This window comes from Mesorhizobium sp. M0062, assembly GCF_040323125.1.
Classification (GTDB): Bacteria; Pseudomonadota; Alphaproteobacteria; order Rhizobiales; family Rhizobiaceae; genus Mesorhizobium.
Map to the genome: position 1 here is coordinate 211,059 of NZ_JAMYUO010000002.1, position 17,304 is coordinate 228,362.

A 17,304-nucleotide genomic window follows, 5' to 3' on the forward strand; every position below is an offset into this window, starting at 1 on the left:
TATGAACTGGTCGGTTTCCTTCGAACCGCTGCTGTCCTGGCCCTTGCTGGCTTTGGTGCTCGCACCGCTGCTGGTGCTGGCGGCTGTCGGCTTGTGGTTTCGCCAGCGCGGCGCGATCTTCCGCTTCGCGGCGCTGATTGCGCTGGGCGCAGCACTCCTCAATCCGGTCTTCCTCGATGAGGAGCGCGAGGCGCTGAAGAGCGTCGTTGCCGTCATCGTCGACCGCAGCCAGAGCCAGGATATCGGCGACCGGACCAAACAGACCGACGAAGCGCTTGCCGGTTTGCAGCAGCGCCTTGGCCGCTTCAAGCAGTTCGACGTCCGCGTCGTCGAGGCCGGCAAGTCGGAAGCTGCCGACGAGCTCACCGAGACCAAGCTTTTTGCAGCGCTTGAAGGCGCCTTCCGCGACGTGCCGCCCTCGCGCATCGGTGGCGCCATCATGATCACCGATGGCGAGGTGCATGACGCCCCGGCCGCCCCCGACTTCAATGCGCCGCTGCACGCGCTGATCACCGGCAACGAGCACGAGAAGGACCGCCGCATCCGCTTCGAGAACGCGCCGCGCTTCGGCCTCGTCGGCAAGCCGCTCGACATGACCTACCGCGTCATCGCCACCGACGGCGAAACCGGCCCGGTCGATGTCCGCGTCTCGGTCAATGGCGAGCAGGTCGCGGTCGAAGAGGCGACCATCGAACAGGCGATGCCGCTGCAGGTGACCATCCCCGGCGCCGGCCGCAACATCGTCGAACTCTCCATTGACCGCGAGCCGGGCGAACTGACCGACGCCAACAACCGCGCCATCGCGCTGATCGACGGCATCCGCGAGAACTTGCGCGTGCTTTTGGTTTCCGGCGAACCGCATGCCGGCGAGCGCACCTGGCGCAATCTGCTGAAATCCGACGCCTCGGTCGATCTCGTCCATTTCACCATTCTGCGGCCGCCGGAAAAGCAGGACGGCACGCCGATCAACGAACTGTCGCTGATCGCCTTCCCGACCCGCGAGTTGTTCGTCGAGAAGATCAAGGATTTCGATCTCATCATATTCGACCGCTACCAGCACCGCGACGTGCTGCCGATCCTCTATTACGACTACATCTCCGAATACGTCGAAAAGGGCGGCGCGCTGCTGATCGCCGCCGGGCCGGAATATGCCGGCGACTCCTCGATTGCCCGCACCCCGCTAATGTCGTCGCTGCCGGCAATGCCGACCGGCGAAGTCATCGACAAGGCCTTCTATCCGCGCCTCACCGATCTCGGCCAGCGCCATCCGGTGACGCGCGGCCTCGACGGCTCGGCGACCGAGCCGCCGCGCTGGAGCCGCTGGTTCCGCACCATCGGCGTGCAGAACCCCGAAGGCGAAGTGGTGATGAAGGGCGCCGACAACCGCCCGCTGCTTCTGCTCGATCATAAGGGCGAAGGCCGCGTCGGCATGCTTCTGTCCGATCAGGGCTGGCTATGGGCGCGCGGCTTCGAGGGTGGCGGGCCGCATGTCCAGCTTTACCGCCGCATCGCCCACTGGCTGATGAAGGAACCTGAACTCGAGGAAGAGCGGCTGACCGCCGACGGCCGCGGCATGATGCTGGAAATCCGCCGCCAGACGATGAGCGACGATCCCGGCCCGGCGCAGGTGATCACCCCTTCGGGCAAGGCGCTGATCGTCAAGCTGGAGAAGTCCGAACCCGGCGTTTTCCTGGGCAGCATCGAGACCAAGGAGATCGGCCTCTACCAGATCGGCAATGGTGACCTGACCGCACTCGCCCATGTCGGCCCGGTCAACGCGCCGGAATTCTCCGACGTCGTCTCTACCGAGGACCGCTTGAAGGCTCCGACTGAGGCCACCGGCGGCAGCGTGCGCCGGCTGGCGGCCTCCTCCACCCTTGGCCAGCTCACCGGCAGCGTCGCCCTGCCCTCCATCGTCCCGGTCCGCGCCTCCGGTGCGGCCTCGGGCGCAGACTGGATCGGCCTGCGCAGCACCGACGACAGCGTGCTCAAAGCCGTCTCGCGCGTACCCCTGTTCGGCGGCTTCCTCGGCCTTTGCCTGCTGCTGCTGGCCATGGGCGCGATGTGGTACAGAGAGGGAAGGTAAGGATCCCTTCTCCGTCACTATACGGGGAGAAAGACGCTCAACCTACTCCTCCGGCTCCGTCGTAAACAGCAGCGGGTACCCCTTGGCCTTGGCCGCGTCGACGGCCCGTGTCGCCTTGGTCTCGGCGACATCCCTGGTGAAGACGGCAACGACGCAAACGCCGAGCCGGTGCGCGGTGATCATCACCCGGTTAGCCTGGTCTTCGCTGAGCTTGAACTCGCCCTTCAGCACCGTCACCACGAATTCGCGCGGCGTAAAATCGTCATTGATGAGGATGACCTTGTAGAGCTTCGGCCGCTCGGTCCGCGGCTTGGTCTTGGTGCGGGGTTTGGAACTGATTTCAGGCATCGGGAACCGGTATCGCGCGAGGGGTCGCTCTCACTTTGTCATGGGGGAAAGCCGTCGTCCATTTTGATCGGCGCGCCAAACCGGCTTCCCGGAAGTGCTGCCGTTCACAAATTTAGGAACTGTACGCTGCGGTTCAACGGCTCTGGCGATCGGCGACGCGACGAGCCTGGAATTGCCGTGCGCTGGATGCCGCATCCGGCCTTGATCCGGCCGCCTTGTATTCGACCCAGGCGACCGCGAGCCAGCCGAAGAAGCAGGCCAGCGCCGCGCCGGTGATCACGGTAAGCAGCAGGCTTTGCCATGGTGTGATGTATTGCCAGCTGCTGGAGATTGCCGGTGCAAACAGCGACGGCTCCGTGCGCCCGCTCACCGGATCGGGCACCGGGCTGGCGGTGAACTGGATCAGCACCCTGACCATTGCCGAGGCCACAAGGCCGCCGATGGCCATCGAGCGCAGAATGGATGAAAGCCGCTTCTTCATGCGGGCTATCCTACCGGACCGGCATTGCAAACGGGTTAAAGTCCTGGGTGGCCGGCACCCATCAACGGGTAATCATGCACTCACACGACAAGGCCGCTCCAGCCGGGGGGGTGCTGGAGCGGCCTTGTTACAGACAAGCCTGTTGGCTGTCTGGATCAGGCCTTCGGGGCGTCCGTCTTGACGACCTTCTTCGCCTTCTTGTGCTTCTTGACGGGCTTCTTGGCGACGACCTTCTTCACCGGGGGCTTGGCGGTCGTGGTCGCCGGAGCGGTGGTCGTGGAAGCAGCCGGAGCAGCGGTCGTGGTGGCAGCGGCATTGCCCAGAGCCGGCATTGCGAAAGCGAGAGCGACGGCGAGACCGGTGGCGGAGAGGATGGACTTTTTCATGGCTTCATTTCCTTCTTTGTGCGGGTCGAGTTTCGAGTGTCACTGAACCGGGTCGATCGGTGTCACTCCAAGCAGCTTCAAAGCGTTCGCGAGCATCCGGATACCCTGTGCCTGTTTCTTGTTGGCGCAGAACCGGTTTCCCTTTCTTTGCAGTGCTTTCGCCGCGGTGACCTGCGTTGCCGCGGCATGGGTTTCAAGGGCTTCGTCTACCTGGCGATTGAGATCGATGCAGCGCTCGCTCCTTGTGATCGGCGTCACCTTTGCGGTTGTGGCTCCGACCGCGGCTGTGACGAGCGGAATGCTGAGCAGCGCACCCATCAAGCTGATCGTGAACCTGTGCATTGGTGATGTCCGTTACTCCGGAGACTTCGCGTCGCAGCCGATGTCCTGACCGCCACGGCACCTTTTATGCCCTTGATTTTTTTCGGGAGTTTTTCCGGACTATAGAATTTTGTTTCTGGATTGTTTCTGGCAAATCGGCTTTGCGGGCGATCATCGCCGCTGGCCAACATGTGGCCAGAATTCTATCGTGTGGGTGACGCCACAGAAGCAGACTCAGAAGGCAGCCGCCGACCGGCCGCCAGCAATGACAGGATCGCCGTGAAATCCGATGCGCACATACTGATCGTCGACGACGACAAGGGCATTCGCGACCTGCTTCAGGAATTCTTCCAGAAGCGGGGCCTGCGCACTACGGTTGCCGCCGACGGCGTCGAGATGGAAGACATACTGCGCCGCACGCAGGTAGACCTGATCGTGCTTGATGTGATGCTGCCAGGAAAGAGCGGGCTGGAGCTCTGCCGCGACCTGCGCGCCAGCTACTCGACGCCGATCATCATGCTGACGGCGGTGACCGAGACCACCGACCGCGTCGTCGGCCTGGAAATGGGCGCCGACGACTATGTGCCCAAACCCTTCGATCCGCGCGAGCTGCTGGCCCGCATCCGCGCCGTTTTGAGGCGCAATGGTGCTGCTGAGCCGAAGCGCGCCACCACCAAGCAAATCTACCATTTCGCCGGCTGGACGATGGACTGCTCGCGCCGGCGGCTGATGGCGCCGGGCGATGTCAGGGTCGAGCTGACGATGGCGGAGTTCAACCTGTTGCAGACCTTCGTCAAAAGCGCGCACCGCGTGCTCACCCGCGACCAGCTCATCGAGCTTTCCGGCGGTGACAGCGACTATTCCTTCGATCGCAGTATCGACATCCTGGTCAGCCGTCTCAGGCGCAAGATGGAAGACGACCCCAAGACGCCGAAACTGATCCTGACTGTGCGCAGCGGCGGCTACCAGTTCCTGCCCGAGACCACCTCCGAATGAGACGTTTCCTGCCGCAAACCCTGCCGGTCTGGGTTTTGCTCATCGTCATTGCCGGCCTGCTGATCAGCCAGGTCGCCACGCTCTACATCGTCTCGCGCGATCGTGCCGTCGCCAATGACGAGGTCGATCTCTACCGGCTTAACGACCGCGCCTATTCGCTGGTGCAGCTGATGCATGACGACACGCCGGAGCAGCGCAAGCTGACGGCCTCCGGTCTGTTCAACGCCACCTATGCGCTCACCGTTTCGGACACGCCCGCGGTCACCTCGTCGATCGCCGGCGACGACGAACTGGCCGAGCTCGAGGACATTCTGGTCGGGCGGCTGTCGAAATTCGGCATCACCGACGCCCGCGTCCGGCGCGATCCGGCAACCCAGGCAGCCAACGCGCCTGGCGGTGTGGCCGTGACCAAGGATGTTGGCGCGGTGGAGCGCGACCTGTTATCGCTGGCGGCCAGCTTCGCCCAAAGCGACAAGCTGACGGCCTCTGTCCGCTTCGCCGACGGCCAATGGCTGAATTTCACCGAGCCCAACACGCCGGTCGGACCGATATTGAGCTTCGACAGCCTGCCGCTCTATTCGCTGATCGCGGCCCTGGTGGTGATCATGTCGATCTGGTCGCTGCGCCGGCTGACGGCGCCCTATCGGATGATGGAAACCGCGGTCAACCGGATCGGCACGGATCTGAAGAGCCCGCCGATCGCCGAGACCGGCAGCCGCGAAATCCGCGCCGCGGCCAAAGCCGTGAACGCCATGCAGGTGAGGCTGCGCGACTATGTCGAGGACCGCGAACATCTGGCCGCCGCGCTCGCCCACGATCTGCGCACGCCGCTGACCCGCATGCGGCTGCGCCTCGAACTGTTGCGCAGATCGACGGCGCGCGAGGCGCTCGCCCACGACCTCGCCGACATCGAGAGCATCGCCAGCTCCGTCATCGACTTCGCCACCTTCGAAGTCACCGAGGAGAAGAGCGAGCGGATCGATTTCTGGTCGCTGGTGGAATCCATCGCCGACAGTTTCGAGGACGTCACGTTCGACCATGACGGCGCCAGGCCGCGTGGCATGATCTGCATGGCGCGGCCGGTGGCGCTCAAGCGCTGCGTCAACAATCTGGTCCAGAATGCCGTGACCTACGGCAAGAAAGCCCATGTCAGCCTGCGGCAGTCGGACGGCACGGTCACGCTGGTTATCCGCGACGAGGGGCCGGGCATACCGCAGGCGCAGCTCGATCAGGTGTTCGGTTCCTTCGTGCGGCTGGAGCAATCGCGCAACCGCCAGACCGGCGGCCTCGGCCTCGGCCTGACCATTGCCCGCAACATTGCGCGTGCCGCCGGCGGCGATGTCAACCTGTCCAACCATCCCCGCGGCGGCCTGCTGACGGAGCTCAGCCTGCCGCTGGCGGCATAAGGCAGCAGACTAGCGTCTCGATGGGCTCCGGGGGTGGATCAACCAACCCGCCCTTGCAATAGTGCGGCCGCTCGAACAGGAGGAGATCGCCGCATGTTTTACGCCATCCTGGCCTATCACGTCGAACAGACCATCCAGTCCCTGACGCCGCAGCAGGATGCGGCGCTGATGCACGACCTGCTCGAAGTCAACGCCAGGCTGACCCGCGAAGGCAAGCTTGGGCCGGCGGCAAGACTGGGCGCGACCGCCGAGGCCGTCACGCTGCGCGGTCCGGGCGAAGGCATCGTCATCGACGGGCCGTTTGCCGAGACCAAGGAACAATTGCTGGGTCTTTATGTCCTCGACTGCGCCACGCAGGAGGCGGCGATTGCGGCTGCGCGCGACTTGCGCCGCGTGAATCCCTCGGCAGTCTACGAAATCCGGCCGATCACATTTTACCTTCCCGGCGTGACGTTTCCCGCTACGGAGAGCGATTTAAAGGAGGCCGCCAGCGGCTGAGAACTACCCCATGGCCGGTCAGGCAGAAGCGATCTCGTTGCCCAGGCGGACCGTTTCGGCGACGAGAAGGTCGAGATCCTCGCGCCGGGTCCGGTGGTTGTTGATCGCCACCCTCAGGCAATGCTGGCCTTGCACCGTGGTATCGGAAATGGCGGCGATGCCCTCTTCCTGCAGCCTCAGCATGATCTCGGTGTTGAGCGCTTTCGCGCGCTCGCCATCGAGACCATCCGCGCGATAGCGGAAGCAGACGATGTTGATGCTGGTCGGCGCCGTCAGTTCGAGCGCTGGTTCGGCCGCGATCAGCCCTGAGAGATACTGCCCCTGCGCAATGTTCTGGTCAATCAGGCGGCCGAATTTTTCGACGCCGTGTTCTCGCAATGCCATCCACACTTTGAGTGCCTTGAAGCCGCGTGACGTCTGCAGGCCGTAATCGTGCAGCCATTGGCCGGAGGCGAGGCCGCGCGGTGTCGACTCCAGATATTCCGGCGTCACCGCGAAGGTCTTGCGATGCGCCGAGGCATCCCGCACCAGCGCGCAGCCTGCCTCGAAAGGCGCATGCAGCCATTTGTGCGGATCGAGCGCGATGGAATCGGCCCATTCGATGCCGGCGACGCGATGTGCATTCTCAGGCGCGATCGCGATCAGCGCGCCGATGCAGCCGTCGACATGGAACCAGAGGTCCTCCTCATGCGCCAGCTTGGCCAGCGCCTGCAGATCGTCGATGGCGCCGGTGTTGACAGTGCCGGCGTTGCCGATGATGCAGGCCGGCTTGAACCCGGCCGCGCGATCTTCCGATATCGCAGTCCTCAAACCTTCAATGTCGATGCGCAGGCCGGCGTCGCTGGCAATGCGGCGCAGCGCCTTGTTGCCGAGACCGAGCGCTTCCATCCCCTTGCGGTGACAGGAATGGACCTGGTCCGAGCCATAGAAACGCAACGGCTTTTCGATGGCGGCAACGCCGTGCTCGCGCACGCCGATGCCGGCCTTGGTGTTGCGCGCCACGGTGAGCCCGATGATGTTGGCCATCGAGCCGCCGCTGACCAGCGTGCCGCTGGCCGAAGCCGGCATGCCCATCATCTGCTTGCACCAGTCGACCACCTGGCCGTCCATCAGGGCGGCGGCATGGTTGCCGCCGCCGAGATTGGAGCCCTGGATTGCCGCCAGGAAATCGCCGATCGCGCCGGTAAAATTGCTCGACCCCATATACCAGGACCAGAAGCGCGGATGGATGTTGCCCATCGGATAGGGCATCACCTTGTCCACGACATCGCCATAGATGTCGGCAAGCGGGGTCGGCGATTGCGGCAGCGAGGCGGTGAAGAAATCCCTCACATCTCCAGGCATCTCCTGCCACACCGGCCGTTGCCTGACATCGCGCAGGTAAGCGACGGCATCGTCAACGATCCGATGCGACAGGCTTTGCACATCGGCCCAGTCCGAGGGGTCAAGCGTTTCCTCGGTACTGGTAGCCGAGTGTCCAGGCATCGCGTCCATGCAATTTGCTCCCGCGTCATCATGCCGGGAACTGACAACCGGGCGTCGAGCGCGAGAGAGCAAGCTCTTCCGCATTCATCTCGGCCTCGATGCCGTCGAACAAAGGCGTGGTCATGTAGCGTTCACCGGTATCGGGAAGCATGCACAGGATCACCGATCCGGCCGGCGCCGTGCCGGCGATCTGGCGCGCCACGGCAAAAGCCGAACCGCCGGAAATGCCGGTGAAGATGCCTTCCTGCTGCGCCAGCGCCTTGGCCCATTTCATGCCCTCCGGCCCGGCGATCGGCATCACCTCGTCATAGAAGTTGCCATCGATGGCCTCCTGCAGGACGTGCGGGATGAAATCCGGCGTCCAGCCCTGGATCGGGTGCGGTTCGAAAGCCGGATGGCTGGCGGCCGGCGCTCCGCCGGCGCCACGCATCTGCGGCTTGCCGCTGCCGACAAGCTGCGCGTTGGCCGGTTCGGTGAGCACGATCCGGGTCTCAGGCCGCTCGCGGCGCAGCACCCGCGCCACGCCGGCGACGGTGCCGCCGGTGCCGTAGCCGGTGACGAAATAGTCGAGCCGCGAGCCGGCGAAATCGTTGACGATCTCGCGTCCCGTGGTAGCTTCATGAATGTCGGCGTTGGCCTTGGTCTCGAACTGGCGGGCCAGGAACCAGCCATTGGCTTCGGCCAGTTCCGCCGCCTTCTTGTACATGCCGAAGCCTTTCTCGGCGCGCGGCGTCAGCACCACCTTGGCGCCCAGCATCCGCATCAGCTTGCGGCGCTCGACCGAGAAACTGTCGGCCATCGTCACCACCAGCTTGTAGCCCTTCTGCGCACAGACCATGGCAAGACCGATGCCGGTGTTGCCGCTGGTCGCCTCGACAATGGTCTGTCCAGGCTTGAGCGCGCCGGTGCGTTCACCTTCCTCGATGATGTTGAGCGCCAGCCGGTCCTTCACCGACGCCGCCGGATTGAAGAACTCGGCCTTGACGTAGATGGTGGCGTGCGCCGGTCCGAGATTATTGACGCGGATGACCGGCGTGTCGCCGATGGTGTCGAGAATGCTGTCGAACAGGCGGCCGCGGCCGGCCGTGGTTCTGATTTTCTGCTGATGCAACATGGTAGACTCCTGGTTCTTGCTCACGGGCCGGTTACACACCGGCGGTTTGGGCGGCGAGATTTCGACACCTTGCCGCACTACAGGTCCTTGACGTGCGGCAGTGTGGTAAACACCACATTCGGCGCACAAATTTTGCGAGCCGGGTGCACTTTGTCGTGCTCGGTGGTAAAGCAGGGGCCGGCAGGTCAGCGTGGGAGCAGGCGTGGTATCTGGCGTGGAATCGAGCCTGGCGAGCAGCCATCAAGGTGTTGTCGTGCGCCTGTTTGGGCCGCCGACAATTGCGCGCGACGGCGTCCCGGTGGTCTTGCCGGCATCGCGCAAGCTGCGCGCGCTGCTGGGCTATCTGGCGCTGGCGCCCCATCCGGTCGGACGTGGCAAGCTCTGCGAGTTGCTGTGGGATGTTCCAAATGATCCCAGGGGTGAGCTGCGCTGGTGCCTGAGCAAGCTGCGGGCCGCGCTCGACGAACCGGGCCGCCGCAGGATCGAAACATCGGGCGATACGATCGCGCTCGATCTCGACGGCATCTCAGTCGACGTTCTGGATGTCGCGGCGGCGGCTGCCGCAGGCATCGAAACGCTCGAGCCGACGCGACTGCAGTTGCTCTCCGACCTGTTCGTCGGCGACTTCCTCGAAGGGCTGGAAATCGACCGCAGCCCTCTCTTCAACAGCTGGCTGACCGCGCAGCGCCGCCGTTTCGGTTCCTGCCAAGCTGCTATACTGGAACATTTGGTCAAGACGCTGCCGGCCGATTCCGAAGACGTCTCCGCCCATCTCGAAAAATGGCTGGAATTGACCCCGTTCGACAGCAGCGCCCATGTCGCACTCCTGGTGAGGCTGGCGCGGCGCGGCCAGTTCGGTGCCTGCGAGGACCATCTTGCCGCAGCAGCATCGCTCTTCCAATTGGAAGAGCTGGATTTCGGCCCTGTGCGCCAGGCGTGGCTTGCCATTCGCGCGGAACGTCACTGCGCGACTTTGCCGGCACAGCCTGCGGTAGCGCCGGTGGCGGGCCACAGCCCGATCGCGCGTGCCCCCACCGAAGCCGCGACGCCCCACAAAGCTTCGCTTGCCGTGATGCCATTTGCCGAAGATGCCCGCGGCGTTTGTGGTGGGCTGGCCGACGGCTTGACCCACGACATCATTACCCGCCTCGCCAAGCTCAGGGACTTCTTTGTAATCGCCCGGGGCTCGGTCTTTGCGCTGGCAGAAAAGAACATCGCGCCGGAAGATGCCGGCCGCAGGCTGAATGTCGACTATGTCGCCACCGGCATGGTGCGCAGCCTGACCGGCCGCCTGATCGTCACCGTCGAGCTTCTCGAGGTGCGCACGGCCAGGATCGTCTGGGCCGAGACCTTCGAGCGCAAGCCCGAGGACATCTTCATTGTCCTCGACGATATCGGCAACAGCATCGTGGCCTTCATCTCATCCGAGATAGAGATGGTCGAGCGCAACCGCGCCATGCTGAAGGCGCCCAATTCGCTCAATGCCTGGGAGGCCTACCATCGAGGACTCTGGCATATGTATCGCTTCACCCGCAGCGAAAACGAGCAGGCCAGGCATTTCTTCGGCATCGCACTGCAGCAGGATCCGACCTTTACCCGCGCCTATGCCGGCCTGTCCTTCACCCATTGGCAGAGCGCCTTCCAGCGCTGGGGCGACCGCGACCAGGACAGCGCGCTTGCCTTTGAGGCGGCCGGCCAGAGCGTTTTGGTCGACGATCATAATCCCGCCGCGCACTGGGCGATGGGCCGGGCGCTGTGGCTGCGCGGCGAGGGTGATGCGTCCGTGCTAGAACTGCAAAGAGCCGTCGACCTCAGCCCGAACTTCGCGCTTGGCCACTATGCGCTGTCCTTCGTGCATTCGCAGTCGGGCGACCCGCACGCGGCGATCGGATCGTCGGATCATTCGCGCCATCTGTCGCCGTTCGACCCGATGCTGTTCGGCATGCTGGGCGCACGCGCCATGGCGCATGTCCGCCTCGGCCAGTTCGACGAGGCGGCCGAATGGGCGCTGAAGGCGGCCGCCCGCCCCAACGCACATGTCATCATCCTGTCGATCGCCGCCCACTGCCTGGCGTTGGCTGGGCGGCTGGACGAGGCGAAAAACTTCGCCGCCGCCATCCGCAAGACGCTTCCGGATTACCGAGCCGACGACTTCATCGACACCTTCCGCTTCGACCGGGATGCCACAGCCCTGTTCAAGCTCGGCGCCACGCGCATCGGGCTGGCTTAGAGCATGATCCCAAAAAGTGGGTACCGGTTTTTGGAAAAGATCATGCTCCAACAAAGGGTTAGATCATGATGAGATTTCAACCAAATCTCATCATGATCTAGCGCCGCAACACCGCGCTCAGCACATCGCGTATCCCGATCGCGCCGACAAAGCGCGACTGGTCGTCGAACAGCGCCACGGGTGCCGTCTGCGAGCGGTGCATGGCCAGCATCACCGTCTTCAGCGAGGTCCCGGGGTTGGCCCAGAACACTTGCGCCGTCTCCTCCGGCTGCGCCTCGACATCGGCGCACGACACCCATACCGCCGGTTTGCCGTCGCGTTCCGCCGCCGCCACCAGCCCGTGCTCGTCGATCTTGAAACGCGTCGTCTTGCGCCGGTCGAGCCACACCCAGCCATTATCGCCGTGCTCGAGGTCGCGGCTGTCGCGCATGACGTTCCAGGCGGTCAGCACCGACAACGGATTCACATTGGCGATGAAGTCGCGGACATAGTCATTGGCGGGCTTGAGCACGATGTCTTCCGGCGCCCCGGTCTGCACGATGCGACCGCCCTCCATGATGGTGATGTGGGTGCCGATCTTCAGCGCCTCTTCCAGATCATGGCTGACGAAGATGATGGTCTTCTTCAGCTCCGCCTGCAGCTGCAGCAATTCGTCCTGCAGCTTGGTGCGGATCAGCGGATCGAGCGCCGAGAACGGCTCGTCCATCAGCAGGATCGGCGCCTCGGTGGCGAAGGCACGGGCCAGGCCGACGCGCTGCTGCATGCCGCCGGACAGCTCATGCGCGTATTTCTTCGACCACTGGTCGAGATTGACCAGTTTCAGCTGGCGTTGCACGCGCTCCTTGCGCTCTTGCTCCGGCACGCCGGCGAGTTCGAGGCCGAGGCCGACATTCTCCTCCACCGTACGCCAAGGCAGCAGGCCGAACTGCTGGAACACCATCGCCACCTGCTTCTGCCGCAGCCGCCGCAGCGTCGCCTGATCGCAGGTCACGACATCGACGATATTGTCGCCGTCCTTGACCAGCACCTGGCCGCGCGACACCACGTTGAGCCGGTTGACCGCCCGCAGCAGCGTCGACTTGCCGGAGCCGGACAGGCCCATCAGCACCGAGATTTCGCCCTCATGCACGGTCAGGCTGGCGCCGGCGCAACCCAGCACATTGCCGGTCTTTTCAAGGATTTCGGCGCGCGTGGCGCCGCCGTCGATCAGAGCCAGCGAACCGGCCTGGTCGGAGCCGAAGACGATATCGACATTTTTGAAATCGACGGCGACGGTCATTTCTTGCCTCCAACGCCGATACGCGTCATCCGGTCGAGCACGATGGCGAGTACGACAATCGCCAGGCCCGCCTCGAGCCCGAGATCGATGCGGCGCGAGCCGAGCGCGCGGTTGATTTCAGTGCCGAGGCCGCCGGCGCCGATCAGTGCTGCAAACACCACCATCGACAGCGACAGCATGATCGATTGCGTCAGCCCGGCCATGATGGTCGGCAAGGCCGAGGGCAGCTCGACCTTCCACAGCAGCTGCTGCTTGGTGGCGCCGAACGCCTCGCCGGCCTCGATGATCGACTTCGGCACCGAGACGACGCCGAGATGGGTGAGCCGGACCGCGGTCGGGATGACAAAGATGATGGTGACGATGAGGCCGGGCGCGTTGCCGAGACCGAACAGGGTCAGAACCGGGATCAGGTAGACGAAGGTCGGCAGCGTTTGCATCAGGTCGAGCACCGGCAGCATGATGCGGTAGACCTTCGGCTTGTGCGCGGCCCAGATGCCGAGCGGCACGCCGATGGCCATCGCCATGGCGGCGGCGGCCACGACCAGCACCAGCGTCTGCACCGTCTGCTTCCAGAGGTTCTGGTTGATGATGAAGATCAGGCCGAGAAAGACGCCTATGGCCAGCGGGCGCGAGCGCTGCAGCAGCCAGGCGATGATGGCGATGATCAGCGCCAGCAGCACCGGCGGCACCATCAAAAGGATGCCAACCAGCCCGTCGAGCAGGAAATTGAGGCCATTCGAGAAGGCCCTGAACACGGTGTCGAAATTGTCGGTGAGGAAACCGAAGAACGCCTTTCCCCAGGCGCCGATCGGTATCTTGTGATCGACCATGAATTTCGAAATCGGATCCATATCGCCCCTCTCATGCGAGAGACCGCCTGCTTCCGGCCTCCGCTCTCATTAGGTCATCTTCTCACAGGATATGAAAAAGGGCAGCCTTTTCTAGATTGGCTGCCCTTCCTGGTTCGGCTTGGCCGAATTAGTCGGCTCAGCTTCCGAGCGCGGTCTTGACCGCCGCTGCCGCATCGCCGCCATCGAAGGTGGTGACGCCGGCAATCCACGGCGCAACCGCGTCAGGGTGCTTCTTCAGCCAGTCGGCTGCGACCGTGTTGGCGTCGCCGCCCTTCAGGATCGCGTCCATCATCTCGCCTTCCATGTCCAGGTTGAACTTCAGGTTGGCGATGAACTTGCCGGCATTCGGGCATTCGGTGGTGTAGCCCTTGCGCACATTGGTGTAGACGGTGGCGGCGCCGAAGCCGCTGTCGCCCATGCCGTCGAGATAGGTGAGCTTCATGGCGCCCATCACCGGATGCGGCGTCCAGCCGAGGAACGCGATCCACTCATTGTTCTTGATCGACTGCTCGGCCTGCGTCAGCATGCCGGCTTCCGAGGACTCGACCAGCTCGAAGCCTTCGAGATTGTCCTTCGGGTTCTTGATCATGTCGAGGATGATGCGGTTGCCGTCATTGCCCGCCTCGATGCCGTAAATCTTGCCGTTGAACTTGTCCTTGAACTTGCCGATGTCGGTCAGCGACTTGACGCCGGCCTCCGCGACATAGGTCGGTACGACGATGCCGTAGCCGGCGCCGGTCAGGTTGGTGCCGATCGTCTCGACCGAACCATCGGCGGTGTAGTCCTTGATGTCGTTGGTCATCGACGGCATCCAGTTGCCGAGGAAGACGTCGAGATCCTTGTTTTTCAGCGACGCCATGGTCACCGGTACCGATAGCTGGATCGTCTGCGGCTCGTAGCCGAGCGCGGTGAGCAGCACCGAAGCGACGCCGGTGGTTGCCTGGATGTCGGTCCAGCCGACATCGGAAAGGCGCACCGCCTTGCAGCTCTCCGGATCGCCGGCAAGTGCAGCGCTCGTGGACAGAAAAGTCGCCAGGCCGAGGCCGGCGACGAAGGTGTTCATACGCGACATTGGCAGTCTCCCATTGTGATTCTTTGGCGAAGCGTAGTTACGGTTTCTCTGCCCGCCTTGTTTCGTCAGCCAAACACCATTCTGGTGTGGTTTCAAGCGCTAAGACAATCACGATCAACGGCGCGGACTGGCCAAACAGCGACACGCCCGCCGCTTTTTCGATTGCAGACGGCTTTTCCCATCAAATGCAGCGGTGCCCTCTCCCCGCGCCGCGCCAACTCGGCTTAAAAGGACGGCATGGCCAAGCTCTACTTCCACTATGCGACGATGAATGCCGGCAAAACGACAATGCTGCTGCAGGCCGCGAACGCGGTATGACGACGATGCTGTTCGTCGCCGGCCACTACAGAAAGGGCGACACCGGGCTGATCTCGTCGCGCATCGGCCTGGAGACGGAGGCCGAGATGTTCCGCGACGGCGACGATCTCTACGCTCGCGTCGCCGAGCATCACGAACATACGACGGTGCATTGCATCTTTGTCGACGAGGCGCAATTTCTCGAGGAAGAGCAGGTCTGGCAGCTCGCCCGTATCGCCGACCGGCTGAACATCCCGGTGATGTGCTACGGCCTGCGCACCGATTTCCAGGGCAATCTGTTTTCCGGTTCGCGAGCGCTTCTCGCCATCGCAGACGATCTGCGCGAAGTGCGCACCATCTGCCGCTGCGGCCGCAAGGCGACGATGGTCGTGCGTCTCGGCGCTGACGGCAAGGTGGCCAGACAAGGCGAACAGGTGGCGATCGGCAAGGACGTCTATATCTCGCTCTGCCGCCGCCACTGGGAAGAGGAAATGGGCCGCGCCGCGCCTGACGATTTCATTGGCTTCACCAGAGGCTGAACGGCCGGGACAACATGAAAATTCTGCAGTTCACAGTCGATTGCCCGTTTCCGCCGGTCTCCGGCGGAGAGATCCGGAACGCCGCCAATGCACGCGCCCTGGCATCGATGGGCGAGGTCCTGACGGTAAGCCTGACTGGCGCCCCGGCACCCTCCACACCGCCGAACATCCGTCACCGGATCATCGAGGCAGCGCGCGGCAGGGCGCCGTGGGGTAGGCGCGGCCCGCACCCGACCGTGCATATGATGCCGGACGACGAGCTGGCCGAGGCCGACGCCATCTGGAGGGAATTCGCGCCCGATCTCGTGGTAATCGAGGAGATCGTGCTTTCGCAGCTGCTGACGCTGGCGCCGAAGCATCGCGCGCGCACCGTCCTTGACCAGCACAACATCGATTCCCGGACGGTGTCCGACCGGATCGCCGGCCTGACGCTGTGGCAGCAAATTCGAGACTGGCGCCAAAACAGGCGAAGGAAGGCAGAGGCGCGCGAAGCCGACAGGTGTGCGGCTGCCGTGGCCGACCAGGTCTGGGTTTGTTCGCGGGCCGACGAAGCGCTTCTGTCCGCTCTCGGCCCCGTCAACGACATCAGGCTCGTCGGCAACCCCATTCCAGACGAGAGCGTGCTTTCCCTGCCGATTGCTGCCGAGCGCTTCAGTGAGCTCAGCCTGTGTTTCATCGGCCATCTAGGCTATTTCCCCAACATCGACGCCGTCAAGCAGATCGGCCGCGCGATGGCGCCGCGCCTCGCCGCTTCCGGCCGGCCCTGGTCGATCACCGTCGCCGGCAGAAACCCGCGCGATGTCGTGCGCGGTCTATGCACCAGGCATGGTCTGCGGTTGATCGAGAACCCGCCGCATCTGCCGGAATTGCTTGGCCGCGCCGGCTATGCGCCGATCCCGCTGCGCTTCGGCGGCGGAACCCGCATCAAGGTGCTGGAGGCGATGGCGGCGGGCTTGGTCGTCGCCGCCACCGAAAAGGCCGTCGAAGGGCTTGGCCTGCAGGCGGGCAGGCATTTCCTGTCCAGCGACGATGCCGGCAAGTTGGCATCGAAAATCATCGATCTCGCGACACGCCCGCAAGCGGCCGCCGAGATGGCGGAGATCGGCCGCGCTTTCGTGCGCGACAATCATTCGTCGGCGGCGATTGAAAAGCAAGTCAAGCAGGCGGTTGCGGCGATCCCGCGCACGGATTGAGCCCGGTCCGCTATCCAGCCGCCATACTGCGTTTGTTAAGGCCTGCTGCCTATTTTGCCCTCAACAAGAGCCAGCCGGGACCCGCCATGCTTCGAGCCATTTCATCAGCCCTTGTCATTTACTTGGCCGGTATCCTCGCCGCGCAGGCCGACGGCGATGCAGCACTTGGCAAGAAAGTATTCTACCGCTGCATGGCCTGTCACGAGGCGGCAAGCGACCGCGACAAGGTCGGCCCGCATCTCCTCGGTATCGTCGGCCGCACCGCCGGCACCGCCCAGAACTTCAACTATTCGCAGGCCATGAAGGACGCTGGCGCGGCCGGCCTCGTTTGGGACGAAGCCAACCTCAAAGCCTATCTCGGCGCTCCCAAGCTGAAAGTACCCGGCAACAGGATGGGCTTCTCCGGCCTGAGCAGCGACGAGGACATCGCCAACGTCATCGCCTATCTGAAGGCCGATCCGAAGCCTTGAACGGCGCGATGCGTAGCGTGATGGCGACGGCTTCCGCCAGCTGTCTCGCGCTTGCAACTCATTGAGCCCTCTGTCGAATTCAGCACACCCACACTGTCCGAGATCGACTTCTTCGCAGCCGTCAAAGTTCATGACAATTGAACAATACTTGGCCGGCTGGTTAATCACGCCATGACCCCGCCTTCATTGCCTTTCAAGACGACCAGGCATTTTTTTGTTTTCGGGGCGGGTCTTGTCTTGCGTCTTTCAATC

Annotated in this window: 16 protein-coding genes and 1 pseudogene; 8 read left to right on the top strand and 9 right to left on the bottom strand. The window is 63.7% G+C overall.

All coding sequences use genetic code 11. The features are described 5' to 3' along the window. The first annotated feature begins 1 nt into the window (after nt 1). Nucleotides 2–2,086, top strand: a complete 2,085-nt coding sequence (locus NKJ64_RS03235) for a hypothetical protein (RefSeq protein ID WP_352461958.1) — start codon at nt 2–4, stop codon at nt 2,084–2,086. 42 nt (nt 2,087–2,128) lie between these two features. On the opposite strand, the gene clpS is transcribed toward NKJ64_RS03235, so the two are convergent. From clpS to NKJ64_RS03255, 4 genes are all read right to left on the bottom strand, one after another. After that, nucleotides 2,129–2,434, bottom strand: coding sequence for an ATP-dependent Clp protease adapter ClpS (gene clpS, locus NKJ64_RS03240; protein WP_023670006.1), 306 nt, complete (start codon nt 2,432–2,434; stop codon nt 2,129–2,131). A 133-nt stretch (nt 2,435–2,567) separates the two neighbouring features. Beyond that, entirely contained in the window at nt 2,568–2,915 is a 348-nt protein-coding gene (locus tag NKJ64_RS03245) for a hypothetical protein (protein ID WP_023670005.1), read from the bottom strand. Nucleotides 2,916–3,070: 155 nt separating this feature from the next. Then, nucleotides 3,071–3,301 carry a hypothetical protein gene (locus NKJ64_RS03250; protein WP_023670004.1) on the bottom strand — a complete coding sequence of 77 codons (231 nt, stop codon included), beginning with the start codon at nt 3,299–3,301 and terminating at the stop codon, nt 3,071–3,073. A 39-nt stretch (nt 3,302–3,340) separates the two neighbouring features. Continuing rightward, nucleotides 3,341–3,643 carry a hypothetical protein gene (locus tag NKJ64_RS03255; RefSeq protein ID WP_023683677.1) on the bottom strand — a complete coding sequence of 101 codons (303 nt, stop codon included), beginning with the start codon at nt 3,641–3,643 and terminating at the stop codon, nt 3,341–3,343. Nucleotides 3,644–3,901: 258 nt separating this feature from the next. Between NKJ64_RS03255 and NKJ64_RS03260 the strand changes: the two genes are divergently transcribed. The 3 genes from NKJ64_RS03260 to NKJ64_RS03270 all read left to right on the top strand — a co-directional run bounded on the left by NKJ64_RS03260 (nt 3,902) and on the right by NKJ64_RS03270 (nt 6,522). After that, on the top strand, nt 3,902–4,618 hold the full coding sequence (locus NKJ64_RS03260) for a response regulator (protein ID WP_352461959.1): 717 nt from the start codon (nt 3,902–3,904) through the stop codon (nt 4,616–4,618). Then, a complete protein-coding gene (locus tag NKJ64_RS03265) occupies nt 4,615–6,024 on the top strand; it encodes an ATP-binding protein (RefSeq protein ID WP_023670001.1) in 1,410 nt (469 codons plus the stop codon). The genes NKJ64_RS03260 and NKJ64_RS03265 overlap by 4 nt, the downstream gene beginning before the upstream one ends. A 93-nt stretch (nt 6,025–6,117) precedes the next feature. Continuing rightward, complete coding sequence (locus NKJ64_RS03270) at nt 6,118–6,522, top strand: YciI family protein (protein WP_352461960.1); 405 nt, start codon at nt 6,118–6,120, stop codon at nt 6,520–6,522. Between the two features lie 18 nt (nt 6,523–6,540). Here the strand turns inward: NKJ64_RS03270 and NKJ64_RS03275 are convergent, their stop codons facing one another. Then, nucleotides 6,541–8,016: a pyridoxal phosphate-dependent decarboxylase family protein gene (locus NKJ64_RS03275; RefSeq protein ID WP_352461961.1), complete on the bottom strand. Its 1,476-nt coding sequence runs from the start codon at nt 8,014–8,016 to the stop codon at nt 6,541–6,543. A gap of 19 nt (nt 8,017–8,035) precedes the next feature. Next, the gene (locus NKJ64_RS03280; protein ID WP_352461962.1) at nt 8,036–9,121 is read right to left on the bottom strand and encodes a PLP-dependent cysteine synthase family protein; all 1,086 of its coding nucleotides are present in this window, start codon (nt 9,119–9,121) and stop codon (nt 8,036–8,038) included. A 202-nt stretch (nt 9,122–9,323) separates the two neighbouring features. Between NKJ64_RS03280 and NKJ64_RS03285 the strand changes: the two genes are divergently transcribed. Next, nucleotides 9,324–11,351, top strand: a complete 2,028-nt coding sequence (locus NKJ64_RS03285; protein ID WP_352461963.1) for a transcriptional regulator — start codon at nt 9,324–9,326, stop codon at nt 11,349–11,351. Between the two features lie 97 nt (nt 11,352–11,448). Here the strand turns inward: NKJ64_RS03285 and choV are convergent, their stop codons facing one another. From choV to NKJ64_RS03300, 3 genes are all read right to left on the bottom strand, one after another. Continuing rightward, nucleotides 11,449–12,630, bottom strand: coding sequence for a choline ABC transporter ATP-binding protein (gene choV / locus NKJ64_RS03290; RefSeq protein WP_023669996.1), 1,182 nt, complete (start codon nt 12,628–12,630; stop codon nt 11,449–11,451). Next, a complete protein-coding gene (gene choW, locus NKJ64_RS03295; protein WP_023669995.1) occupies nt 12,627–13,481 on the bottom strand; it encodes a choline ABC transporter permease subunit in 855 nt (284 codons plus the stop codon). The genes choV and choW overlap by 4 nt, the downstream gene beginning before the upstream one ends. Before the next feature lie 136 nt (nt 13,482–13,617). After that, a complete protein-coding gene (locus tag NKJ64_RS03300; RefSeq protein WP_023686157.1) occupies nt 13,618–14,553 on the bottom strand; it encodes a choline ABC transporter substrate-binding protein in 936 nt (311 codons plus the stop codon). 237 nt (nt 14,554–14,790) lie between these two features. Here NKJ64_RS03300 and NKJ64_RS03305 point away from each other — a divergent pair. The 3 genes and pseudogenes from NKJ64_RS03305 (at nt 14,791) to NKJ64_RS03315 (ending at nt 17,052) form a co-directional block, all read left to right on the top strand. Next, nucleotides 14,791–15,389: pseudogene (locus NKJ64_RS03305) on the top strand (thymidine kinase). A 14-nt stretch (nt 15,390–15,403) separates the two neighbouring features. Beyond that, nucleotides 15,404–16,582, top strand: a complete 1,179-nt coding sequence (locus NKJ64_RS03310; RefSeq protein ID WP_023828134.1) for a glycosyltransferase — start codon at nt 15,404–15,406, stop codon at nt 16,580–16,582. 86 nt (nt 16,583–16,668) lie between these two features. After that, a complete protein-coding gene (locus tag NKJ64_RS03315) occupies nt 16,669–17,052 on the top strand; it encodes a c-type cytochrome (RefSeq protein ID WP_023737794.1) in 384 nt (127 codons plus the stop codon). Nucleotides 17,053–17,304 lie beyond the last annotated feature (252 nt).